Source organism: Nocardia sp. CDC519, from assembly GCF_059509835.1.
Genome location: NZ_CM183377.1, coordinates 5,112,754 through 5,136,852 on the forward strand (window position 1 = coordinate 5,112,754; position 24,099 = coordinate 5,136,852).

The 24,099-nt window shown below is 69.7% G+C and carries 18 protein-coding genes and 2 pseudogenes; 1 reads left to right on the plus strand and 19 read right to left on the minus strand.

The genetic code is table 11. From position 1 onward, the window contains the following. Positions 1-34: 34 nt before the first annotated feature. From AC5W7N_RS23065 to AC5W7N_RS23080, 4 genes and pseudogenes are all read right to left on the minus strand, one after another. Positions 35-3,310 (minus strand): arabinosyltransferase domain-containing protein, encoded by a 3,276-nt coding sequence (locus tag AC5W7N_RS23065; protein WP_495924180.1) that lies wholly within the window; start codon positions 3,308-3,310, stop codon positions 35-37. Positions 3,311-3,455: 145 nt separating this feature from the next. Next, positions 3,456-3,965: a WKL family lipoprotein gene (locus tag AC5W7N_RS23070; RefSeq protein WP_194991245.1), complete on the minus strand. Its 510-nt coding sequence runs from the start codon at positions 3,963-3,965 to the stop codon at positions 3,456-3,458. Between the two features lie 117 nt (positions 3,966-4,082). Then, positions 4,083-4,262 (minus strand): annotated as a pseudogene (locus tag AC5W7N_RS23075) (DUF3553 domain-containing protein); the annotation flags it as partial. A 939-nt stretch (positions 4,263-5,201) separates the two neighbouring features. Continuing rightward, positions 5,202-6,329, minus strand: a pseudogene (locus tag AC5W7N_RS23080) (DNA polymerase IV); the annotation flags it as partial. Between the two features lie 456 nt (positions 6,330-6,785). On the opposite strand from AC5W7N_RS23080, the gene AC5W7N_RS23085 reads away from it, so the two are divergent. Further along, complete coding sequence (locus AC5W7N_RS23085; protein ID WP_036535374.1) at positions 6,786-7,661, plus strand: UTP--glucose-1-phosphate uridylyltransferase; 876 nt, start codon at positions 6,786-6,788, stop codon at positions 7,659-7,661. Between the two features lies 1 nt (position 7,662). On the opposite strand, the gene AC5W7N_RS23090 is transcribed toward AC5W7N_RS23085, so the two are convergent. The 15 genes from AC5W7N_RS23090 to murD form a co-directional block, all read right to left on the minus strand. After that, on the minus strand, positions 7,663-8,208 hold the full coding sequence (locus AC5W7N_RS23090) for a C40 family peptidase (protein ID WP_375139413.1): 546 nt from the start codon (positions 8,206-8,208) through the stop codon (positions 7,663-7,665). Positions 8,209-8,635: 427 nt separating this feature from the next. Then, positions 8,636-11,785, minus strand: a complete 3,150-nt coding sequence (ileS, locus tag AC5W7N_RS23095) for an isoleucine--tRNA ligase (protein WP_195021069.1) — start codon at positions 11,783-11,785, stop codon at positions 8,636-8,638. 330 nt (positions 11,786-12,115) lie between these two features. After that, entirely contained in the window at positions 12,116-12,316 is a 201-nt protein-coding gene (locus tag AC5W7N_RS23100; RefSeq protein WP_163815577.1) for a DUF2207 domain-containing protein, read from the minus strand. Positions 12,317-12,364: 48 nt separating this feature from the next. Beyond that, on the minus strand, positions 12,365-13,213 hold the full coding sequence (wag31, locus tag AC5W7N_RS23105; RefSeq protein ID WP_163815579.1) for a DivIVA-like cell division protein Wag31: 849 nt from the start codon (positions 13,211-13,213) through the stop codon (positions 12,365-12,367). A 69-nt stretch (positions 13,214-13,282) separates the two neighbouring features. Further along, entirely contained in the window at positions 13,283-13,585 is a 303-nt protein-coding gene (locus tag AC5W7N_RS23110) for a YggT family protein (protein WP_036535351.1), read from the minus strand. An 89-nt stretch (positions 13,586-13,674) separates the two neighbouring features. Then, entirely contained in the window at positions 13,675-14,439 is a 765-nt protein-coding gene (locus tag AC5W7N_RS23115) for a cell division protein SepF (protein WP_194992552.1), read from the minus strand. Beyond that, positions 14,436-14,585 (minus strand): hypothetical protein, encoded by a 150-nt coding sequence (locus AC5W7N_RS23120; RefSeq protein WP_194992553.1) that lies wholly within the window; start codon positions 14,583-14,585, stop codon positions 14,436-14,438. Before AC5W7N_RS23120 ends, AC5W7N_RS23115 begins: the two co-directional genes overlap by 4 nt. 107 nt (positions 14,586-14,692) lie before the next feature. Continuing rightward, on the minus strand, positions 14,693-15,439 hold the full coding sequence (locus AC5W7N_RS23125; RefSeq protein WP_194992554.1) for a YggS family pyridoxal phosphate-dependent enzyme: 747 nt from the start codon (positions 15,437-15,439) through the stop codon (positions 14,693-14,695). Continuing rightward, positions 15,436-16,173, minus strand: coding sequence for a peptidoglycan editing factor PgeF (pgeF, locus tag AC5W7N_RS23130; RefSeq protein ID WP_194992555.1), 738 nt, complete (start codon positions 16,171-16,173; stop codon positions 15,436-15,438). The genes AC5W7N_RS23125 and pgeF overlap by 4 nt, the downstream gene beginning before the upstream one ends. Positions 16,174-16,230: 57 nt before the next feature. Then, complete coding sequence (gene ftsZ / locus AC5W7N_RS23135; RefSeq protein ID WP_495922133.1) at positions 16,231-17,472, minus strand: cell division protein FtsZ; 1,242 nt, start codon at positions 17,470-17,472, stop codon at positions 16,231-16,233. A 364-nt stretch (positions 17,473-17,836) separates the two neighbouring features. Next, positions 17,837-18,529 (minus strand): cell division protein FtsQ/DivIB, encoded by a 693-nt coding sequence (locus AC5W7N_RS23140; protein WP_495922134.1) that lies wholly within the window; start codon positions 18,527-18,529, stop codon positions 17,837-17,839. Between the two features lie 6 nt (positions 18,530-18,535). Beyond that, positions 18,536-20,041 (minus strand): UDP-N-acetylmuramate--L-alanine ligase, encoded by a 1,506-nt coding sequence (murC, locus tag AC5W7N_RS23145; protein WP_163815592.1) that lies wholly within the window; start codon positions 20,039-20,041, stop codon positions 18,536-18,538. Next, positions 20,038-21,084 carry an undecaprenyldiphospho-muramoylpentapeptide beta-N-acetylglucosaminyltransferase gene (gene murG, locus AC5W7N_RS23150; RefSeq protein WP_228816108.1) on the minus strand — a complete coding sequence of 349 codons (1,047 nt, stop codon included), beginning with the start codon at positions 21,082-21,084 and terminating at the stop codon, positions 20,038-20,040. The genes murC and murG overlap by 4 nt, the downstream gene beginning before the upstream one ends. 125 nt (positions 21,085-21,209) lie before the next feature. Then, positions 21,210-22,655, minus strand: coding sequence for a putative lipid II flippase FtsW (gene ftsW, locus AC5W7N_RS23155; protein WP_163815593.1), 1,446 nt, complete (start codon positions 22,653-22,655; stop codon positions 21,210-21,212). Continuing rightward, positions 22,652-24,094, minus strand: a complete 1,443-nt coding sequence (murD, locus tag AC5W7N_RS23160; RefSeq protein WP_194991631.1) for a UDP-N-acetylmuramoyl-L-alanine--D-glutamate ligase — start codon at positions 24,092-24,094, stop codon at positions 22,652-22,654. The genes ftsW and murD overlap by 4 nt, the downstream gene beginning before the upstream one ends. Positions 24,095-24,099: the final 5 nt, after the last annotated feature.

Consider the following 24,099-nt stretch of genomic DNA (forward strand, 5'->3'; position numbering starts at 1 on the left):
ATGGGCGCGAGCGTCGCCCAGCGCAGCCACAGGCTCAGTACGAGGTGATGATGTGGCCGGGCGTCCACGTGCCCGAACGCCGGACCTGCTCGACCGAGACCCTGGCGGCCTCGGCCTCCGGATCCACCGGAATGAACTGCTCGATGGAACCCCAGTCCTTGTCCCAGTCCTGATCCAGATACGCCGGCAGGGTGCGGGCGGTGAACAGCAGCTGGGTCCAGCCGAGCGGGCCACCACCATCGTGGGCCTGCCACATCGTGGTGATCGAAGCGCCACCACGGTCGGGCAGGATCCGGTACTGCGGCAGCTCGGAGACGCCGTAGCGGGTGGGCAGATGGTTCTGGCACGGGAAGTTCAGTCCCACAGCCCAATCCAGCAGCACCGGGGTCTGCGAGCCCAGCAACTGCGTCACCGTTGTCGTCTGCGGCACCCGCGGCGGGGTGACGGCCAGCCACTGGTCGGCGCCGAGATCCTTGTCCTCGGCGACCACGCGCACCACGTCGGCGTCGCCGGGCAGCTGGTCCAGCGGGACGCGCAGGTTCCGCCACACCGGTGCGGGGCCGATATCCAGCGGCAGGATCGTGCCGCGCGGGGCGACGCTGCCGTCGGGCCGGGTGCTGCCGTATTCGAGTTCGAGCCGCTGGCCGGGCCGTTCGATCCCGTCGGCGTCGACGGAACGGATCCGGCCCGCGACCGCGATGGCGATGATGTCGCCGCGGCTGCCGTCGACCACGTCGGGCAGCCGATACCAGTCGGTGGTCAGGGCGGCCGGAACCTGATCGTCGGCGCTGTAGGTGCCGAGCACCGGCGTGGTGGCCGGATCCAGGCCGAAGGGCAACGGCACGTTGCTGCCGTTCACGCCGCGACCGGTCGAGGTGTCCGAGGTGGAGCCGGCCGAGGCCGCCGCATCGCGGATCTCGTCCGGGTCCGAGGACACCGTATTGGCTCGGCCGGTACTGGTTTCGAGCTCCTCGGACACCAGGACCGGGGCCACACCATTGGGTGTGAAGCCGGTGGATTCGGTCCCGGCCAGCGCGGCGGCGCTGTCACCGGACAGCGGCCGCAGCATCGAGGCGTTCGGATCCGGCTCGACCAGAACGTCGTCGGCAAGGCCGCAACCATCCGAGAAGGTCGCGGCGATATTGGATTTCGCCAGCGAGTAGGCCGGGTACTGGGCGACCGCGGCCTTGGCGAAGGACGCCACCTCGAACACCACCATGGCGGCCGCCACGATCATCAGCACCGGTGTGCGCGCGAGCCGCCCCGCCGCCGACCCGGGTGCGGGCTCGGCGCCCGGGCGGATGTGGAACCACGCGGCCACCGCCAGCGCGAGCACCGTCAGGCCCATCATGAACGTCGAGAACCCGAAACCGGCGAACGACGGCGGCTTGTCCCACCACGGGATACCCCACGACGACACATACCAATAGCCGTTGGCGGCAACGAAACTCATCGCAAGGGTGAAGAAGACCGCGGCCGCGAACAGCGCCCGGTTGCGCACCGGGCGCATCACCTTCGCGCTCACCGCGACAGCGGCGAGCGCCGCCGCGCAGGCGGCCAGCCCGGCGAAGACACCGAACTGATGGTTCCACTTGGTCGGCGCGAACATCATCAGCACCATGGCGCCGAAGGTGATGCCGATGATGCGCCGCGACGGCCCGGCCGCCGTACCGGGGATGTGGCCGCCGCGGCGCAACATGGTGACCACGCACACCAGCAGGCACACGAACATCAGGAACACACCGAAGCGGCGGGTCAGCCAGCCGTCGCCGCTGGGCTGGATCAGGTACTGGTAGCGCAGGTATTCGAAGAACCAGGATTCACCGGGACCGATCCGGTCGTGCACGTACAGCATCTCGGTGAACGCGCTGAAGCTGCGGTCGGCGAAGATCACCGTCAGCACCAGCACGCCCACCGCGAACAACGGCAGCAGCTGTGCCGGATAACCGACAGTCTTGGCGCGGTGCACGATCACCGCGGTCACCGTGCGCGCCCCGGCGATCAGCGCGGCCACACAGATCACACCCGACGGCGCGGCGGTCAACGTCATCGCGGCGATCAGAATCGCCAGCGCCGCGGGCAGCAGCCGCCGGGTGGCGATGGCGCGCTCGACCGACACCCAGGTCAGGATCACGCCGGTGGCCACGACGAACTCCGCGCGCAGGCCGTTGTTGTAGGGCAGCCAGAACGCCAGGAACACCAGCGCCGAGGTCCACACCGCGATCTTGCTGTCGCGCACACCGGCACCGAGGCGCGGAATCACCTCGCGGCTGATCACCCACCAGCAGACCAGTGCCGAGAGCAGCACCGGCAACCGCACCCAGGTGCTCGCCACCGACACATGCGTCATCCAGCCGATGACGTCGGTGTAGGGCGTGTAGAACGGCGCCTCGTCGACGGAGAACCAGCGGTAGTAGTTCGACATGTAGCCCGAGCTCTGCGCCCCGCGCGCCATGCCGAGGATGTAGCCGTCGTCGGAGGTGTTGGCGCCGATGAAATGCCACACCAGCAGCGTCGCGAACACCACCAAGTCGACCGGGGTCAACCGCCACCAGCGCGCGGGCAGGAACCGGCGGGCGCGGCGGCCGTCGAGGCGGTCCAGCCGATACAGCGCCACCAGCGAAACCAGCGTGGCCAGCACGGCGAGCACGATGACGACGAGCTTGATCGGCGTCGGCGAGGTGGAGTAGCGCGAATCGACCTCGATATCGACACGCATCCCGGCCGGCACGGCACCGGCCAGATCGCTGAACACGCCGACCACCTGCGGACGCAGATCGCGTTCGGTGGCGGCGCCCGCGGGGCCCGCGCCGGTCACCGACACCGCCGCCCGCGCGGTGGAGACGTCGATCGACAGCGCACAGTCCTGACCACGCACCTGATCCAGCGGCGCCGACCACAGCAGGGTGTTGCGCGAGACCGCGTCCACGCGGCCGGGACGTTCCGGGGTGTCGGCGACGACCTTGACGACGAAGCCGTAGCGTTCCATATCGGCCGACTGGCGCGGGACGGTGGAGAACACCACGCCGCCGGAATCGGCCAGCTGGGAGATCGCCGCGCACGGCACCTCGGCGGTCAACCCGATCGGCGCATACGACACCAGCGGGGCCGCGACGCTACGGGCCGCGTCGTCCTGCGGCCAGCTGATCGCGGCGGCGTCCATGCGCACCGGGAGGAACGGCACCGCGAGCGCGCACAGCGCGCCGATGAGTGCGGCGACGATGGCGACCGGCCGCGCCCGGCCACCACGATCAACGGGTGCCGGACGGGGTTCGGTTGTCTCGCCGGGCCGTTCGCCCGCCCACACCATCGTGTCAGCCACGGAGCTCGATACTAGCGGGTAGGGCTGTGTGGTCGGTTCGCCGCCGATCGGGGTGGCGGCGGCGCACCTACGCGTAACGGCCGATGCCCCGGTGGGCATCGACCGTTACGCGTTGTTCAGGTGTGCGAGCCGATCAGGCCGGGCAGGCCGGCGACTGCATGCTGGCCGCCTTGAGCATGTCGCAGGCCCACTGCTGCTGGACCTTCCACTTGCCGTCCTCGGCGACGAACGGGACCGTGACCGGGTTGGTCTGGCCGTTGATCACGAAGTTCGCGTCAGCGCTGACCGTGTCACCGAGGGCGGTCACCCGGACCACCTCGATGGAGGCACCGGACTGCTGGTAGGCCTGGGTCAGCGTGTTCGGCAGGTTCGGATCCGCCTCGGCGCCCTGGATCCACTGCAGCTTCTCTTCGTTCGGCACGTTCGGGTCGAGCGCGCGCTGCAGCTGCTGGTTGAGCTCCTCGACGGTGGGGACCGGCGGCAGGTTGGGGTCGGCGGCGTCGGCGGTCGTCGACTGGCTGGTGGTGGTCGACTTGGCCGGCTTGTCCGATTCCTTGTCGTCGCTACCACACGCGGTCATGGTCAGCGCGGCGGCCACGGCCAGGCCCGCGATGGCGATGCGTCCGGTCTTACGAAGCTTCAACTGCTCGTCCTTTGCGTTCGAGTGGGGTTGTGTCGTTGGCACTATGGCAGCCCCGCCCGACCGGCGACGCTGCACGAGTTACCAAGGCTACCCGCCGGTCGGTCGGGCGCGTACCCGTCAGTCCAGACTGCCCAGCGGGTCGGCCCGCGACAGCGCGGGATCGTCTGCCGCGAAGGTACGCGCCGAGCCCGGTCCCGTCGAGCGGGTCTCGAACCGCACCGTCACCCGGCCGTGCCCGGCGCCCTGCACCCAGCCATGACCGAAATCCGGGTGGCGGACGTCGGTGCCGCGATGCCAGAGCGGTGCCGCCGCCTCGGCCGGAGCATGGCGGATCGCACTGGTCACCGCGGAACCGCCACTCGCCGGACCACCGCCCGACCCGGCATCACCGCTCGGCCCCGCGCCGCGGTCCGGCACCGCGTCACGGCTCGGCCCCGTATCACGGCTCGGCCCCGTATCACGGCGTACCGCAGCACCGCCCGGCCCCGCAGCACGGTCCGGCCCCGCCTCACCGCTCGGCCCCGCAGCACGGCCCGGCCCCGCATCACGGCTCGGTCCTGTATCACGGCTCGGTCCCGCAGCACGGTCCGGCCCCGCAGCACCGCCCGGCACCGCGTCACCGCTCGCCCCCGCGTCACGGCGCGGCCCCGCATCACCGCCCGGCACCGCGCCACCGCCCGGCCCCGCGCCACCGCCCGGCCCCGCGCCACCGCCCGGCCCCGCATCACGGCGCGCCCCCGCATCACCGCCCGGCACCGCGCCACCGCCCGGCCCCGCGTCACGGTCTGACACCGCGTCTTGGCCCAGGCCTGCGTCACCGCTCGGCTCAGCGTCACCGCTCGGCTCCGCGTCACGGCCCGGCTCCGCGTCACCGCTCGGCTCCGCGTCACCGCTCGGCTCCGCGTCACGGCGCGGCCCCGCATCACCGCCCGGCACCGCGCCACCGCCCGGCCCCGCAGCACCGCCCGGCCCCGCGTCATGGCCCGGCCCTGCGTCACGGTCCGGCACCGCGTCTTCGCCCAGCCCTGCGTCACCGCCCGGCCCCGCGTCATGGCCCGGCACCGCGTCATGGCCCGGCACCGCGTCACCCCGCGGCCCTGCATCACGGTCCGGCTTTGCGTCACCACGCGGCGCCTGGTCGGCTGACGACTCGGGACCGAGGCGGGCGCTACGCCCGGCGGAGGTGAGGACCGGCTCGTCGACCTCCAGCTCGTCGTCGCGGACGATCGCGGCGAGCTCCGGCATCCGGTCCAGCTCCGGGAACAGCGATTCCTGGCGCACATCCGACAACCCCCCGTAGCCGACGCCGACCAGGCGGATGGGGCCGAGTTCCTGCGGGTCGATGGCCGAGCGCTGGGCGGCGGCGGTGAGGGTGGCGAGGTCCTCGGTGGCGTAGGGCAGGGTGAACGATCGGGTGACGATGCTCATATCGGACTTCTTGAGCTTGAGCACCACCGTGCGGGCGGCGCGGCCGTCGCGGGCCAGGCGGCGATGCGCGGATGCGGCCATGTCGTCGATGGCCGGACGCAATCGATCCAGGGTGACGATGTCGTGTTCGAACGTGGTCTCGGCGCTGATCTGTTTGGCCTCGGCGCGCTCGGTGACCGGCCGGTCGTCGATGCCGCGCGCCAACCGGTGCAGCGCCGCGCCGACACTGCTGCCGAGGATCGACACCGCCTCCGCCTCCGGTAGCGCCGCGAACGCGCCGACGGTCTCGATGCCGAGCGAGCGCAATTTCGCATCGGCCACCGGGCCGATCCCCCAGAGTTTGCGCACCGGCAGGGCGGCGAGCAGCTGCTGTTGTTCGGCGGGCGAAACCACCCGGATGCCATCGGGTTTGGCCAGGCCGGAGGCGATCTTGGCGAGCTGTTTGCCGGTACCGGCGCCCACCGAGGCGACCAGCCCGGTGCGTTCGCGCACCAGCGCCCGCAGCTCGGCGCAGAATTCGTGCACCTGAGCAACGGATGCGCCGGCCAGTTCGGCGGGTTCGCCGAACGCTTCGTCGAACGACAACGTCTCGAGCACCGGGATGCGGCTGCGCAGCGCGTCGAACACCCGCCCGCTCATCACGCCGTAGACGGCGCCGCGCGGCGGCACGACCACCGCCGTCACCCCGACCAGCCGCCGCGCCTGATGCATCGGCATCGCCGAGCGCGCCCCGTACACCCTGGCCTCATAGCTGGCGCCGGCGACCACGCCGCGACCGCCGGTGCCGCCGACGAGCACCGGCCTGCCGCGCAGGGTCGGCCTGGTCAGTTGTTCACAGGAGGCGAAGAAGGCGTCCATGTCGATGTGCAGTACCCAGCGGCGGGAAGTGACGGCGGCCGGATCGGCAGCGGGGGCCGGATGCTGCCGGCTCACCATCGGGTCGCCGGGCGTTGGCTGGGACGGTCCGGCAGCTGTCCCGGGCATTCCGATCATGAGCGCGCCCGGGTCGACCGGTCATCGGCACCGGCGCGGGTTTCGGACGCACCACGGTCTGCGTGCACCGCCCCGGAATCCAGCGGCCGACACCGGGCTGCTGCGCCGCTCCCCGCTCGAAGAAGAACGCCATACGCGGTGACGGTCCCAGGACTGGCGCACATGGGCAGGAATTTACGCGTGCGCACCGACAGGTTCGGCGCAGTCGCGCATCACCGGTCCCGGCGCGGCCCGGATGCCTGCTCGTCGCTGCCGGTTTGCCTGCGGATTCCTCCCCGGCCCAGCTACCGCCGCAACGGCGCTGACCTGCCATGATCAACCGGGCCCCGGCACCGGTGAACCGCCGATCCGGCCCGGGGATCGGACTCGGCGCGGCGCCGGATATGTGATGATCGGTCCATGATGATCCGCAAGGCTGTGATTCCCGCCGCCGGTATCGGTTCCCGCCTGCTGCCGCTGACCAAGGCGATCCCCAAGGAGATGCTTCCGGTCGGCGACAAGCCGGTGATCGAGCACACCGTGCGCGAACTGGTCGCCTCCGGCATCACCGATATCACCATCGTGGTCAGCGGCGGTAAATCGCTGATCCAGGACCACTTCCGCCCCAATCCGGCGCTGGTGGCGCAGCTGCGCGCGGACGGGAAGACCGCCTACGCCGATGCCGTCGAAGAGGTCGGCGAGCTGTCGCGGGCAGGCCACATCACCTACCTGGACCAGCACGGCCCCTACGGCAACGGCACCCCGGTGCTCAATGCCGCCCGCGCCCTGGGCGACGAGCCGATGCTGGTGCTGTGGCCCGATGACGTCTTCGTCGCCGAGACCCCGCGCGCCCAGCAGCTGATCACCGCCTACGAGACCACCGGCTGCCCGGTGCTGGCGCTGATGCCGATGGATCCGAACGAGTCGCAGCGCTACGGCGTGCCGATGGTGCACGAGGATCTCGACAACGGGTTGCTGCGCATCTCGGGGCTGATGGAGAAGCCGAAGCCCGAGGACGCCCCGTCGGCGTACGCGGCGATCGGTGGCTACGTGGTGACGCCCGGCATCATCGAGGAGCTGCGCAAGCAGACCGAACGCTGGTACACCCACCGCACCGGCGAGGTCTATCTCACCGATGCCATCAATGCCTTCGCCTCCGGGCACGCGGTGTACGGCCAGGTCATCAAGGGCCGCTGGTACGACACCGGTAATCCGGCCGACTACCTGGTCGCCCAGTTCGCCACGGCGCTGGCCCACCCGGATTACGGCCCGCGGCTGCGCCAGCTGATCGACTGAGTCAGAACCGCCGGATCGAGTAGATCTCGAACTGGTTCAACGGCGCGAGCCCGACCGGGACGCCGCGGCCGTAGGCGTTGAAGATCTGCCCGAACCCGGCGTAGATGCCGACGTGTGAGGCGTCGGCGTTGAGGATCACCACATCGCCGGGCGAAAGGGCATAGCGCGGGACCTCGGCACCCACCTCGGCCTGTTCCCAGGTCGTGCGCGGCAGCCGCACCCCGACCTGCGCGTAGGCCCACTGGACCAGCGCCGAGCAGTCCCACGAATGCGGCCCCTCACTGCCCCATTCGTAGGGTTTGCCGGCCTGGGTGATGGCGGCGGCCAGCGCGCCGAGCCCGGCGGGGCTCGGCAGCGGCAGCGCGGCCGAACCGCTGGAACTTCCCGAGCCGGAACCGGATCCGGAACCCGAGGACGATCCCGAGTCTCCGCTACCGGACGAGCTGCCGGTGTCGGGTGCGGCGACGGCGGGGGTGGCCAGAGTGATTGCCGCGAGGGCGGCGAAGCAGAAGCCGGTGATGGTCCGGCGCAGTGGGGTTCTCGTCACGTGCTCGCCCTTCGGTCGGCCCGGCCGACGAGCCGTCCACCGGGACGCGTATCAGGTAGAACAATCCGTACCGATAGTCACTGCGGCACCGGCAGGAACTTCAGCCCCAGCAGCAACAGCCCGATTGTGCCGCGCCGGAAATGCGAGCACCGCGGATTCAGCTAATCCTCGGTGTGTGATTTACATCACCATGCAGATCGTGACGAAGCGCGCGAACGCGGAGAGGACGAGGGGCCACACCGCCCGGCAGGACCGGAGGAACCGACCCGCATCCGGCACGACCGAGATTCGACGGCGCCGAGCTACCGGCCGAGCACACTCGCCCCTGCGCCTCTGGCCAGCGCGGACGACGGCCCGCAGCACGGACCGGCCCCCGAACGAACCGGTGTGGGCGGCGATCCGATCCCGCCGCCCACACCGGCCGCACTCATGCCTTCGCCACCGCGGCGCGGGCACCGCCGACCAACTCGGCCGCCTCGGCACCCGCCGCACCGAACGTCAGCTCGGTAGCCAGGATTTCGCCGGCGATCAGATCCCGATGGGTTTGCGCCCACGCCTGCCGGTCCTCGGGCACCTCGAGCACCACGGTGATCCGGTCGGAGACGTCGAGGCCGAGTGACTTTCGGGTCTCCTGGAGATCGCGGATGAGGTCGCGAGCCCAGCCCTCGGCCTCCAACTCCTCGGTGACCACCGAGTTCAGCACGACCAGACCGGCATTGCCCGGCAGGGCCGCGGTGGACTCCGGCTCGGCCGCCACCAGCCGCTGGGTGTACTCCTCGGGCAGCAGCTCGATACCGGCCGCGCTCACTACGCCGTCGGCACTCTCCGACCACTCGCCGGCCTTGACCGCCTTGATCACCGTCTGCACGTCCTTGCCGAGGCGCGGGCCGGCCGCACGGGCATTGACGACCAGCTCGAACCGGCCGTGCGAGGCGACATCGGTGGTGAGATCCACCTTCTTGACGTTCACCTCGTCGGCGATGATGTCGGCGTAGGGCACCAGCCGCTCGGCGTCGGCCGCGGCGATGGTCACCTCGGCAAGCGGCAGCCGCACCCGCAGGTTCTGCGCCTTGCGCAGGCTCAGCACCGTCGAGCACACCGTGCGCGCCTCGTCCATCGCGGCGACCAGCTCGGGATCGTGCGGCAGCTCCTCGGCGGCCGGCCAATCGGTCAGATGCACCGAACGCCCGCCGGTGAGCCCGCGCCAGATCACCTCGGTGATCAGCGGCAGCAGCGGAGCGGCCAGCCGGGTGGTCACCTCCAGCACGGTGTGCAGGGTGTCGACGGCGTCGCGCTCCTCTTCCCAGAATCGCGAACGCGACCGGCGCACATACCAGTTGGTCAGCGCGTCGGCGAAGGTGCGCAGTTCATCGCAGGCGCCGGCGATGTCGTAGACCTCGAGCGCCCCGGTGATCGCGTCCCTGGTCACCGCGAGCTTGGCCAGGATGTAGCGGTCGAGCACATGCGCCGAATCCGTGCGCCACACACCCGGTTTCGAGGCGTAGAGCTGCAAGAAGGTCCACGCGTTCCACAGCGGGCGCAGTGCGTGGCTCACGCCCTCGCGGATGCCGCGCTCGGTGACGATGAGGTTGCCGCCGCGCAGGATCGGCGAGCTCATCAGGAACCAGCGCATCGCATCGGAGCCGTCGCGGTCGAACACCTCCTTCACGTCCGGGTAGTTGCCCTTGGACTTGCTCATCTTCAGCCCGTCGTCGCCCAGCACGATGCCGTGCGCGGCAACGGTTTTGAACGCCGGGCTGTCGAACAGCGCGGTGGCCAGCACGTGCAGGGTGTAGAACCAGCCGCGGGTCTGGCCGTTGTACTCGACGATGAAATCGCCCGGGAAGTGGCTGTCGAACCAGTCCTTGTTCTCGAACGGGTAGTGCACCTGGGCATAGGGCATCGAACCCGACTCGAACCAGCAGTCGAGCACCTCCGGCACCCGGCGCATGGTGGACTTTCCGGTCGGATCGTCCGGGTTCGGGCGGGTGAGCTCGTCGATCATCGGACGGTGCAGATCGGTCGGGCGCACACCGAAATCACGTTCGAGCTCATCGAGCGAGCCGTAGACGTCCACCCGCGGGTAGGCCGGATCATCGGAGACCCACACCGGGATCGGGCTGCCCCAGTAGCGGTTACGGCTGATATTCCAGTCCCGCGCGCCCTCGAGCCACTTGCCGAACTGGCCGTCGCGGATGTGCTCGGGCACCCAGGTGATCTGCTTGTTCAGCTCGACCATCCGGTCACGGAACCGGGTCACCGCCACGAACCACGACGGCACCGCCATGTAGATCAGCGGCTGGCCCGAGCGCCAGCTGTGCGGGTAGGAGTGCTCGATGGTCTCGTGCCGCAGCAGCTTTCCGGCGGCCTTGAGGTCCTTGATGATCACCGGGTTGGCGTCGAAGACCATCAGGCCCTCGTACGGCGGCACCATCGAGGTGAACTTGCCGCCAGGGTCCAGCGGCTGCACGATCGTGATGCCGTTGGCCGTGGCGACATCCATGTCCTCTTCACCGAACGCGGGCGCCAGGTGCACGACGCCGGTACCGGAGTCGGTGGTGACGTAGTCGGCCGACAGCACCCGGTGGGCGTTGGGGTGGCCGAGGAAGAAGTCGAACGGCGGCCGATACGTCAGCCCGACCAGTGCGGCGCCGTCGTATTCGGCGAGCACCTCGGGCTCCTCGCCGAACTCACGCGCGTAGTGCGACACCCGTTCGGCGGCGAGCACGTAGCGCTTGCCGTCGGCGCCACGCAGATGCACGTAGCGCACATCGGGATGCACCGCGATCGCGAGGTTGGACGGCAGCGTCCACGGGGTGGTGGTCCAGATCAGGGCATTGGCGCCGTCGAGTTCATGCAGCGGATGCTCGGCGGGCACCGTCAGCACCATGTCCACGGTGACCGCCGGGTCCTGACGCATCTTGTAGGCGTCGTCGAGGCGGGTCTCCTGATTCGACAGCGGGGTCTGCTCGTACCAGCTGTAGGGCAGCACCCGGAAACCCTGATAGATCAGGCCCTTGTCGTAGAGCGACTTGAACGCCCACATGACCGACTCCATGAAGTCGAGATCGAGGGTCTTGTAGTCGTTGTCGAAGTCGACCCAGCGCGCCTGCCGGGTGACATAGTCGCGCCATTCCCCGGTATACCGAAGGACCGACGTTTTACACGCGGCATTGAATTCCGCGAGCCCCATCGCATCGATCTGTGATTTGTCCGTGATACCGAGCTGCTTTTCCGCCTCGATTTCCGCGGGAAGTCCATGACAGTCCCAGCCGAATCGCCGATCGACGCGCTTACCGCGCATCGTCTGGAAACGCGGGATCAGATCCTTCACATATCCGGTGAGCAAATGACCGTAATGTGGCAGACCGTTGGCAAACGGCGGGCCATCGTAGAAGACGAACTCGCCTTCGCCCGAAGTGCCTGCCTGCGAGCGGTTTTCGATGCTGGCGCGGAAGGTGTCGTCGGCGGCCCAGGCGTCGAGTACGGCGCGTTCCAGGTCGGGGAACGACGCGCCCGGCCCGGCGCCGAGGTCGACGCGGGGATATGCGCTGCTACTGGAATTCTCGTCCGCCATCGCGGTGCGTCTCCTCGTGCCCGTGCGCCGTAGCGCACTCTCCTCGGCACGGGGACGACTCCGGCGCCCGGTGCGCCGAAACCGCGGTACCACCCCGCTTGTCCAGGCGCCCCCACCGGCGCCGGACCTCTCGTCCTGAGCTGTGACGGGCTCACCCGTTCGGTTCTAATGAGTGTGCGGCGGCCCTAGCTGGGCGAACACACCGTTCTTCCGAAGGCTCCCCGGTGATGGCCGGATCGACGCCGTATTCATGTTTGATTCTAACCAGTTCGGTCAAACCAGTATTTCGACGGCCACGCCGCCGCGACGGCCACGCGAACCGGCAAACGCTCAGCGCTTGGCATGCCTGCCCTGCGGGGGCCGGTCGTCACCTTCGGGTTTGCCCATCGACAACGCGCTCACCAGCAACAACACAGCTCCGATCACGCACACCACGATGCAGCCCCACGCCCAGACGACCGAGCCGGTGGTCAGCGCTGCGACCAGTAGGGCGAAGCCGATAGCGGCGAGGACAAGCGTCAAGACGAGCATGGTGACCCCCAGGGGATGCCAGGCGGCCCGACTGCGTCTGAGGTGTGACTATTTGCCACCCTTGGCGAACGACGCGGGCGCGAGGTTGTTCGAACCGGTGTCGAAGGCCTCGCCGCCGTCGACGGGCACCGCGGACCCGCGGTTCTCCAGCTCTTCGAGCTGCGATTCCAGGTAGGACTTCAGCCGCACGCGGTACTCGCGTTCGAAGGTCTTGAGCTGCTCGATCCGGCTTTCCAGCACCGTGCGCTGCTGGGTGATGGTCGCCATGATCTCGGTGTGCTTGCGCTCGGCGTCGGCCTGCAGGGCGTCGGCCTTTTCCTTGGCCTGGCGCAGCTGGTTGTCCGAACGGGTCTGCGCGTCCGACAGCATCGCTTCCGACTTCTGGCGGGCGTCGGCGATCATCGCCTCGGACCGGGTGCGGGCATCGCCGACGAGTCGCTCGGAATTCGCCCGGGCATTCGACAGCAAATTCTCAGCTTCGGACTTGGCATCGCTGGTGAGGCGATCGGCCATCTCCTGGGCGAGGCTGAGCACCTTGGCGGCCTGCAGATTGGAGTCGGCGCCCGCGGGATCCTTGGCGGCGGGCGCGGGCGCGGCAATCGGCGCCGGCGGCGCCGCGGGCACCGGTGGTTTCACCGGTTCGGGCGGAGGTGCCTGCTGGACCGGCTGTTTCGCGGTGGCGACGGCCGCATTGCCCCGGTTCTTCTTCGCATCGGCCAGCTCGGAATCGAGCTCGGCAACCCGCTGGCGCAGGTCTGCGTTCTCCTCGATCAGGCGCGAAAGCTCCTGCTCCACGAGATCCAGGAAGGCGTCTACTTCGTCTTCGTTGTAGCCGCGCTTCCCGATCGGCGGTTTGCTGAACGCGACGTTGTGCACATCGGCTGGGGTCAGCGGCATGGAAGGATCCCTTCACGCGTCTTTTGGAGATCTAGCAGATCTGGCGAGCTGTGTCCTCGGCCCATTCTGTCACACCGGGGCTACCGGCTGCCCGAGCCTGCTCACGATCGACATCAGGATGAAGACGATGAATAGCAGGACCATTATCGACAGATCGAGCCGAATTCCCCCCAATGACACCGGTGGTATCAACCGCCTCAGGAGTTTCACCGGAGGATCGGTGATCGTGAAGATCACCTCGAGGATGACGACCACGATGCCACTGGGGCGCCAGTCACGGGCGAAGCTACGGATGAACTCGACGATCACCCGGCTGATCAGCAACAGCCAGAAGATGAACAGCACGAAGTACAGCACCGCGAACAAGGCCACGACCTCACTCTGCCGCAAAATCGGCGTCGCGCAAAATGGCCGCGCCGACCAGTTCGACCCGCATCCGGCTCTCCCCCCGGTTCATGATGCTATTTCTGGTTGTAGAAGCCTGTTTCGGCGATCCGGCGGCGTTCCTCGGCCGATACGTCGACATCGGCAGGTGAGAGCAGGAACACCTTGGTGGCCACCTTGTCGAAGGAGCCGCGCAGCGCGAAGGCCAGGCCCGCGGCGAAGTCGACCAGCCGTTTCGCGTCGGCATTGCTGAGATCGACCAGGTCCATGATCACCGGGTTGCCCTCGCGGAACCGCTCGCCGATGATCCGGGCCTCGCTGTAATCGCGCGGGCGCAGCGTCGTGATCTTGGACAAGGGACCTCCGTCCTCGAAGATCGCGGGACGGCGGGCGACGACGGGATCGGGACGCATCCGCTCTTCCAGTCGCCGTTCCTCGGCCTCGGGATCGACGGCGAGCGCACCACGGGTGGCGCCACGCATGATCGGCGCGCCGGCGCCGGCCCGGAACCGGCCCGAAGCCGCGGCGTCGATGCGCGTGGGGCGGCGCGGCGCCTCGTAACGGTCCTCGCCGTAGCTCTCGGCGGTGTAATCGTCGCGCCGGGCGGGCGGGTAGCCGGCCTGGTACGGCGACTTGTAGGCCGGCTCGTCGAACTCGGCGTCGTCGTAGCGGTCGTCGGCGTACCGGTCGGCGCCGTAGCCGGGACGGTCGGCGTAGTCGCGAGGCCGGCGCGTACCGCGTTCGTCCATCGGGCGAGGGCCACGATCGTCGACGTAGTCGTCTTCGTAATCCTCGAGCGGAACCATGCCGAAGTAGGCCTTGAATTTGTGCAGGGTACTCATCGTTCCACCTCGCTAACGCTCGCCTCGGGCATGGCCACGACGGCCCTGGTCCCACGCTCGCTCATTTCCTCCCCCTTGCCGACACCCGACTCCGCCGTGACCACGATGGTGGCGGTGTGTATCGCTCGCTCACTTCGCTCGCTCATCCTGGTCGACCTTCCTTCGGCCCCGGTGACGGCCGGGTGTTGAAGTCTTGCTCAGCCCCTCGTCGGTCCCAGCATATGTGTCGAATGTGACTGATGAGGTTTCTTTGCTACGCCGAGGTTATCGGTCGGGCGCCCATGAGAGCGGTACCGACACGCACACACGTGCTCCCGTGTTCGATCGCCGATTCCAGATCTCCCGACATTCCGGCCGACAATTCCGACGCGCCGGGATGAGCGGCGGTCAGCTCGGCGTGTACAGCCGCCAGCCGCGCGAAGGCGGCGGCCGGCTCCACCTCCAGCGGAGGTATCGCCATCAGGCCCGACAGCCGCAGCGCGGGCGCCTCGGCGATCCGATCCGCCAGTGCCGCAACGGCATCCGGCGCGACACCGCCGCGACCAGGATCCTCGTCCAGGCTCACCTGGATGAGCACGTTCAGCGGTGCGCCGCGCTCCCCCGCCTCGAGCGCCGCGGCGGCCGCGACGTCAAGGGCCGTTGCCAATCGTTCGCTGTCCACCGAATGCACCGTATGCGCCCAGCGGGCCACCGATTTGGCCTTGTTGCGTTGCAGTCGCCCGATCATGTGCCACTGGATATCCGGGTGCCGGGTGAGTTCGGACACTTTCGCGCTGGCTTCCTGCTCGCGTGATTCACCGAACTCCCTGCGGCCGAGGCTATAAAGGATTTCCACGTCCGCGGCGGGAAAGAATTTCGTCACCGGCAGCAGGCGGACGCTGCCCGGGTCGCGGCCGGCGGCCGCGCAGGCGGCGTCGATGCGGTCGAGCAGCGCGGCCAGATTGGCGGCCAATTCGGTGGTGCGGCGGTCGAGGGTCTGAGCGGTGCTCGTCGGACTCACGCCTGCGGCTCCCCTTCCTCCATCCAGATGACTCCGCCGAGCCGGCCGGTCGGTGCGCCGCGGCGGTGGCTGAACAACGTCTTGTCCTCGATCGTGCAACGCGGATCGACGGCGACGGCGCCGACGCCCGCGGTGGTGAGCTGACGGCGCAGCCCGGCCCGCAGATCCAGGCCGGGTGTGCCGCGTTCGGTGGTGGTGGCACTGCCGGGCAGATGCCGTTCCACATCGGCGCGCATCTCGGCGGGCACCTCGTACTGCCGCCCGCTGGCGGCGGGCCCGAGGAAGGCGCCGATGCGGTCGATGCGAGCGCCGACCGAGACCATGGCATCCAGGACGCGGGGCACGATGCCGATGCGGGCGCCGATCCGGCCCGCGTGCACCGCGGCGATCACCCCGGCTTCGTCATCGGAGAGCAGGATCGGCACACAATCGGCGGTGACGACCACCAAGGCCAAGCCGCCGACGGTGGTCACCAGCGCATCGGTGGCCGGTACCGGTTCGGCACGCGGCCCGTCGACGATCTCGACGTTGCGGCCGTGGATCTGTTCCATCCAGACCAGCCGCTGCGGCGGCAGGCCGATGGTCTCGGCGAGCCGCTCGCGGTTGCGGCGCACGGCCTGCGGATCGTCACCGACATGGTCGCCGAGATTGAACGAGTCGTACGGTGCGGCGGAGTAGCCTCCGGCGCGCGTCGTGACCACGCGCCGGACTGTGCGAACCGAAACCGATGTCATGCCGACGAGCGTAGTCGGCTCTCGCCTATCCGCCGGTCAGCGCGGGTGCGCGGGTGATCAGCGTCGCATGAACGACGGGACGTCGACATCGTCGTCGTCATCGTCGCCGGTGTCCGGCGGCGGGGTGTGCGAACGGCCGGTGTGGCCTGCGATGGGATCGGTTGCCGGACGGGGCCGCTCGTCGCGGTAGCTCGGCGCCGGTCCCCTGCTCACGCTGCTGGAGGTGGCGGCGGCCGGGCTCTCCGCCGGACGCGCGCTCGACTCGGTGCTGCGGCTCTGGCCGATCTCGCCGGCCCGGCCCGCGCCGATGGTGCCGCGGGTGGTGGCCGGGTCGAAGGTGCGTCTGGCCGGTCCGCCGCCGTCGAAGCCCGCCGCGATGACGGTGACGCGCACTTCGTCGCCGAGCGAATCGTCGATGACGGTACCGAAGATGATGTTGGCCTCGATGTGCGCGGCCTCCTGCACCAGCGAGGCCGCCTCGTTGATCTCGAACAGACCCAGATCCGAGCCGCCGGCGATCGACAGCAGCACGCCGTGCGCACCGTCCATCGAGGCCTCCAGCAGCGGCGAGTTGATCGCCGCCTCGGCCGCCTTCACCGATCTGCCCTCGCCCCGCGAGGAGCCGATGCCCATCAGCGCGCTGCCCGCACCGGACATGACGCTCTTGACGTCGGCGAAGTCGACGTTGATCAGGCCGGGAGTGGTGATCAGGTCGGTGATGCCCTGGACACCGTTGAGCAGCACCTCGTCGGCGGAGCGGAAGGCGTCCATCAGGCTCACCGCCGCGTCGCCGAGCTGCAGCAGCCTGTCGTTCGGGATGACGATCAGCGTGTCGCAGGATTCGCGCAGCATATTGATGCCGACCTCGGCCTGGTTGCCGCGCCGCTTGCCCTCGAAGGAGAACGGGCGGGTGACCACACCGATGGTGAGCGCACCGAGCTTGCGCGCGATGCTGGCGACGACGGGGGCGCCACCGGTACCGGTGCCACCGCCCTCGCCTGCGGTGACGAAGACCATGTCGGCGCCCTTGAGCACCTCTTCGATCTCGTCCTTGTGATCCTCTGCGGCCTTGCGGCCGACTTCGGGATCGGCGCCGGCTCCGAGGCCGCGGGTGAGTTCGCGACCGACGTCGAGTTTGACGTCGGCATCACTCATCAGCAGCGCCTGGGCGTCGGTGTTGACCGCGATGAACTCGACTCCCTTGAGTCCCTGTTCGATCATCCGGTTGACGGCGTTCACGCCGCCGCCGCCGATACCGACGACCTTGATCACTGCAAGGTAGTTGTGCGGGGGCGTCATGGGCTCTCGCCTTCCTTCGATCCAAAGCCTGTCGTTTCCGGATGCTCGGCACCGATCCGCGTCGGCCGGGCCGTGTCTCCCAGCGGTCCGCGACTCGAGCAAACCCTAAACCTCAACCATAGGGTTGGCGTTATGTCAAGTATCCGACTGGTGCCGAACGCTATTCGCAGCCGACGCGATCCGCGCGCAGGCGCGCCGAGACGAGAATCAGAATCTTGTGTGATCCCGCTCGTGCGGACACGCCGGACGTCGTATCGTGGTCGGTTGCCCCCCGGCGGGAATCCCGTTGCGGGGACGCCTCCCGGACCGCCACCGAAAACTCGCCGGACACAAGGGGTATCACGCCGAGTTCGATGGACTTCGATCATTTTACCGTCACCAGATCGGGGCTCGACACGTCGAAGACCGTGCCGGGGCGGGTCAGCAGCGGGCCGACCACCGCCACCTTGCGTTCGGCATCGTCGGCCCCGCCCCACAATACTGTCCGGCCATCGCGCAGCCGCAGCGAAATATCCGAAATCGACCGCACCGCAACCTCGCCCACCTGCACTCTCAGCGCCGGTGGCAGCGCGGTGACCACCGCGACCGCGGCGCGGGTACCCGCGTCGGCGCTGCCGGGATGGTCGGCGGTCAATTCCGGCACTCCGATCGGCGGCGGCTCGATCGCGTACTCGACACTCTCGGCATCGAGCAGATGCGCACCGCGTTCGCTGGTGTAGAACAGCACCGGTGCGCGCTCGGTGATCGTCACCCGCACCGTCGACGGGAACGAACGCTGCACCCGTACCGTGCTCACCTTCGGAATGCTCGCCACCCGTGCGGCCATGGCGGCGGTATCGATCCGCAGCATCGACTGGCCGTCCGGAATCTCGAGTAACTCCCGCACCTGCTCCTCCGGCACCGCCGACAGCCCCTGGATCTGCACCGTCCGCACCGACAGCAGCGGCGTGAACCAGGCCACGACGATCACGGTGATCAGCAGGCACACCGCGGGCAATCCCCACAGCCGGATCCGGCGCCATCCACGCGCACCGAACAGCTCGGCTCCGGACCGCACCCGCGCTCACCGCCCGAACTGCGGACGCGCGCGTAGGCCGTCGAGGATCTGGCTGCCGAGCATGGTGACATCGCCCGCGCCCATGGTGATGACCACGTCGCCGGGCAGTGCCAGACCCGCCACCTGCCGTCCGACCCGCGACATATCGGGTTGGTAGTGCACCGGTGTGGTGACCGACTGGGCCACCAGCGCGCCGTTGACACCGGGCAGCGGCTCCTCACGGGCGCCGTAGACATCGAGCACCACCACCTCGTCGGCCAGGTCGAGGGCGGCGCCGAACTCCTTGGCGAAGGTCGCGGTGCGGCTGTAGAGATGCGGCTGGAACACCACGATCACCCGGCCGCGCCGCGAACGCGCGCCATCGGCGGCTTCCTGTTCGACCAGTGCCGCCGCGGCGCCGAGCACCGCACGCACCTCGGTGGGATGGTGGGCGTAATCGTCGAAGACCCGCACGCCGTTCTCCCGGCCGACGAACTGGAACCGGCGGTGCACCCCGCCGAAGCCCTCCAGGCCCTGGATGATCTCGTCGAGATCGGCGCCGGTGGCACGCGCGGCCAGCAGGGCGGCCAGCGCGTTGAGCGCCATATGCCTGCCGGGCACGGACAGCCGCAGGGTGCGCGGGGTCGACTCGCCCTCGAGCTGGAATTGCGCCAGGCCCCCCACATCGCGCGGTTCCCAGCTGTGCAGCCGGACTCCGACCGGTACCGGGGCATCGGCGAGATCGCCGGAGCCGTAGCCGAGCACCCGCACGCCCTTCTCGGCCAGCCGGTCACCGACGCGCTCGGCCAGCGCGCGCGAACCGGGATCGTCCAGGCACACCACCAGCAGGCCGCCGGGGGCGAGCCGGTCGGCGAAATCGTCGAAGACCTGGGTGTAGGCCTCGTCGGAGCCGAAGTAATCCAGGTGATCGGATTCGATATTGGTGACCACGGCGACGTCGGGGTCGTATTGCAGCAGCGAACCGTCGCTCTCGTCGGCCTCGGCGACGAAGATGTCACCGCTGCCGTGGTGGGCGTTGGTGCCCGCCTCGTTGAGTTCGCCGCCCACCGCGAAGGACGGATCGACCCCGCAGTGCTGCAACGCCACGATCAGCATCGAGGTGGTGGAGGTCTTGCCATGGGTGCCCGAGACCAGCAGCGTGCGATGCCCGCTCATCAGCGAGGCGAGCACGGCCGGGCGCAGCAGCACCGGGATATCGCGCCGATTCGCCTCGACCAGTTCGGGATTGGTCTTGGGGATCGCGGCATAGGTGGTCACCACCACGGTCGGGCCGCCGGGCAGCAGATCCAGCGCACTGGCGTCATGGCCGATGCGCACCTGGGCGCCGCGGGCGCGCAGCGCGAGCACACCGCGGCTCTCCTTGGCATCGGAGCCGGACACCGCACCACCGCGGGAGAGCAGGATCCGGGCGATGCCGGACATTCCCGCGCCGCCGATGCCGACCATGTGCACCCGTTCGAGCAGGGGCGGCAGGGCAGCCCGCGCGTCGAGGCTGCTCGCTTCCCCGGTCATCGGCCCGCCACCCGGACAGCGATGCGGGCAACCTCGTCCGCGGCGTCGCGATGTCCGGCGCCTGCGGCGGCGCGGCCCATCTCGGTCAGCCGTGCGGGGTCCGTGAGCAGGGCAATCACCTCATCGATCACGTAGGAGGGCGTCAGCTGGGAATCGGCCACAATTGTGCCACCACCCGCGGCGACGACGGGGCGGGCGTTGAGCTCCTGCTCGCCGTTGCCGTGCGGCAGCGGCACGTACACCGCGGGCAGCCCGACCGCGGACACCTCGGCGACCGTCATCGCGCCCGAGCGGCAGACCACCGCGTCGGCGGCGGCGTAGGCCAGATCCATCCGGGAAAGATACGGCACCGCCACATAGGGCGCCGACGGCGTGCCCGGCGGCAGCTCCAGGGTGTTCTTCGGGCCGTGCGCGTGCAGCACCGAGATACCGGCGGCGGCCAGCTCCTTCGCCGCGCCCGAGACCGCCTCGTTGAGCGTGCGCGCGCCCTGGGATCCACCGAACACCAGCAGCACCGGGCCCTCGGCGGGCAGGCCGAAATGGGCGCGGGCCTGCGCGCGCAGCGCGGCGCGGTCCAGTGTGGTGATGGCCGCGCGCACCGGGATGCCGATGACCTCGGCGCCGGCCAGCCCGGAATCCGGCACGGCGGCCAGCACCCGGGCCGCGACGCGCGCGCCGACCTTGTTCGCGATCCCGGCCTTGGCGTTGGCCTCGTGCACCACCACCGGCACCGCGCGCCTGCGCCGCAGGGCACCGCGACCGGCAGCCAGGTAGGCGGGCAGGGCCACGTAGCCGCCGAAACCGATGATCACATCGGCGTCGACCGCGTCGATGACGGCGCGGGCGGCGGCCACCGACGCGCGCACCCGGGCGGGCAGGCGCAGCAGATCGGCGCTGAGTTTGCGGGGCAGCGGCACCGGCGGGATCAGCTCCAGCGGATAGCCGCGCTCGGGCACCAGCGTCGTCTCGAGGCCGCGGGCGGTGCCGAGCGCGGTCACCCGGATCGACGGGTCGAGGCGGCGCAGGGCGTCGGCCACGGCCATGGCCGGTTCGATATGGCCGGCGGTGCCGCCGCCGGCGACGACCACCGAGAGTGCCTTCCCATGCGCGTCCGAGGTGCGGGTCGCCCCGCTCACCGCGGTGTTCTCGTTCGCGGACTGGCGTGCACTCACCTGGATCTTCCTCGTTCTCTCGCGTGTGTGACCGGATAGTTCGGCTCCCAGGCGCGGGTCGCGCGCGCGGAGCCGGTGCCGCGGCTGGTCGCCGAGCGTCGCCGTGGATCGGCGTCGCGTTGCCCGCCGGTGCGTGGCCTGCGCGCCGGTGGCGGCCCGCCACGTTGTCCCGGCTTGGCCCGCGCGGCCGACCGCGCCCTGGCCGCCTCCGCCTTCGCCGGTGCGTACACCTCCGGTTTGGGCAGTCGGAGCAATCTACTGAATCGGCCGTCCTGGCCCGCGTGCAAGGCCGCGACCGCCTCGGGCTCGTGCCTGGCGGCATTGGCGATGATGCCGAACATGAACAGCGTGATCGCCAGCGAGGACCCACCGGCCGAGACCAGCGGCAGCTGCAAGCCGGTGACCGGCAGCAATCCGACGACGTAGCCGATATTGATCAGCGCTTGCCCGGTGATCCAGGTGGTCGCGGTCGCGGTGAGCAGCCGCAGGAACGGATCGGCCGAGCGGGCGGCGATGCGCAGTCCGGTATAGACGAACAGCGCGAACAGGCCGAGCACCAGCGCACAGCCGAGGAAGCCGAGTTCCTCGCCGATGATGGCGAAGATGAAGTCGTTGTGGGAGTTGGGCAGATAGTTCCATTTGGCCCGGCTCTGGCCGAGCCCGCGGCCCCAGATGCCGCCGTCGGCGAGGGAGAACTTGGCCTGCATGGCCTGATAGTTGATGCCCTGCGGATCGTCGCCGGGGTTGAAGAAGGCGCGCATGCGGTCGGAGCGGTATCCGGCCGAGAGCGCGAGCACGCCCGCCGCGATCACGCCGGAGATCGCGATCGTCACGAACAGCCGCACCGGCAGCCCGCCGAACCACAGCAGTGCCGCGAGCACGATGCCGACGGCGATGGTGGTGGACAGGTTGGGCTGCAACACGATCAGCAGACACACCAGCAGTCCGGCGGGCACCAGCGGCACCAGGATGTCTTTGAGCGCGGCGTGCTCGGAGCGGCGCGAGGCCAGCAGATGCGCACCCCACACCACCAGCGTCACCTTGACGATCTCCGAGGGCTGCACCGAGAACGCGCCGAGATCGATCCAGCGGCGGGCACCGTTGACCTGCGCGCCGATGCCGGGAATCAGCACGAGCACCAGCGCGAGCACCGACAGCGCGAACACCGGGAACGACAGCTGCCGCAGCCGGCGCAACGGAATCCGCAACGCCAGATAGAACAGCACAGCACCGAGCGCGGCGTACACCGCCTGCTGGACGAACAGCGAATACGCCGACCCACCGTCGGCGTAGGCCTCCACGCTCGACGCCGACAGCACCATCACCAGCCCCAGCACGGTGAGCAGGGTGGCGATGGTGACGACGAGGTGGAACGAGGCCAGCGGACGCGCCAGCCAGGCGCCGAAGCGCGTGCCCGGCCGTGGAGCCCGCGCCGGGGTCACAGCCGCCGCCCGATGTCCCCGTCCTCCAGGGTGTGCACCGCGGCGGCGAAGCTACGGCCACGATGGGTGTAATCGGCGAACATGTCCAGCGAGGCCGCGGCCGGGGCCAGCAACACGGTGTCGCCGCGGCGGGCCAGTCCGGCCGCCGCGCGCACCGCCTGTGCCATCACCTCGTCGGCGGCGGCTCTGCCCGCATCATCGTCACCCATGCCTGCATAGTCTCCCGAGGCCAGCTCCACTACGGGGACTTCGGGCGCGTGTCGCGCCAATGCGGACGCGATGACCTCCGCGTCGGTGCCGATCAGCACGGCCCCCACCAGCCGGTCGGCGACCTCTTCGATCAGGTCCTCGACGCCGGCGCCCTTGAGTTGACCACCGGCCACCCACACCACCTGCGGATGCGCCAGGATCGACGACCGCGCGGCATGCGGATTGGTCGCCTTGGAATCGTCGATGAACTCGACGCCACCCACCTCGCGCACGAAGGCCGCCCGGTGCGGGCCGACCTTGTGCTCGACCAGCCCTTCCCGCACGAACTGCGGGGCCACGTCGATGGCCCTGGTCAGTGCGGCGGCGGCGAGGGCGTCGGCGACGCCGGCCGGGCCGGGCGGACTGATCTCCTTGGTTTCGGCCAGGATCGCGGCCTTGGTGAAGGCCCGGTCCAGCAGTTTGCCGTCGACCACGCCGAGTTCACCGTCGGCGGGGACACCGACCCGGAACCCGACGGTGCGTTTGGCCTTGGATTTGCGGGCCAGCGAGGCGGCCACCGGATCGTCGAGGCCGACCACACCCACGCGCCCGACCAGCGCCCGCGCCTTGGCAGCGGCGTAGGCGTCGAGCCCGCCGTGCCAGTCCAGATGATCCTCGGCGACATTGAGCACCACCCCGGCCTCCGGCCGCACCGACGGCGCCCAATGCAGCTGGAACGACGACAGTTCCACCGCGAGCACCTGCGGGCCCGGGTTGCGGCGCAGCGCGTCCAGGATCGGCAGCCCGATATTGCCGCAGGCCACGCTCGCGATGCCGGCCGCGCGCAGGATCGAATGCACCATCTGGGTGGTGGTGGTCTTGCCGTTGGTTCCGGTCACGACCAGCCATTTGCGGACTTCGCCGTAGATGCGGGCCTGATCGACCCACCAGGCGAACTCCACATCACCCCAGACCGGGATGCCTTCCGACACCGCCGAGACCAGCACCGGTGAGTCGGGGCGCCAGCCGGGGCTGGTGATCACCAGCGCGAAACGGCTCCAGTCGGCGTGTTCGAGTTCGGCGCAGGTGGCGACCTCGAGGCCGAGTTCGGCGGCCTCGGCCAGGGCCTTGGCACCGCCGTCGGTGACAACCGGTTTGGCGCCGATGTCCTGCAGCGGCTCGAGCAGCGAGCGCCCGGAGACACCCCAGCCTGCCACCAGCACCTCACGGCCACGCAGGAATTCGAGCATGGGGC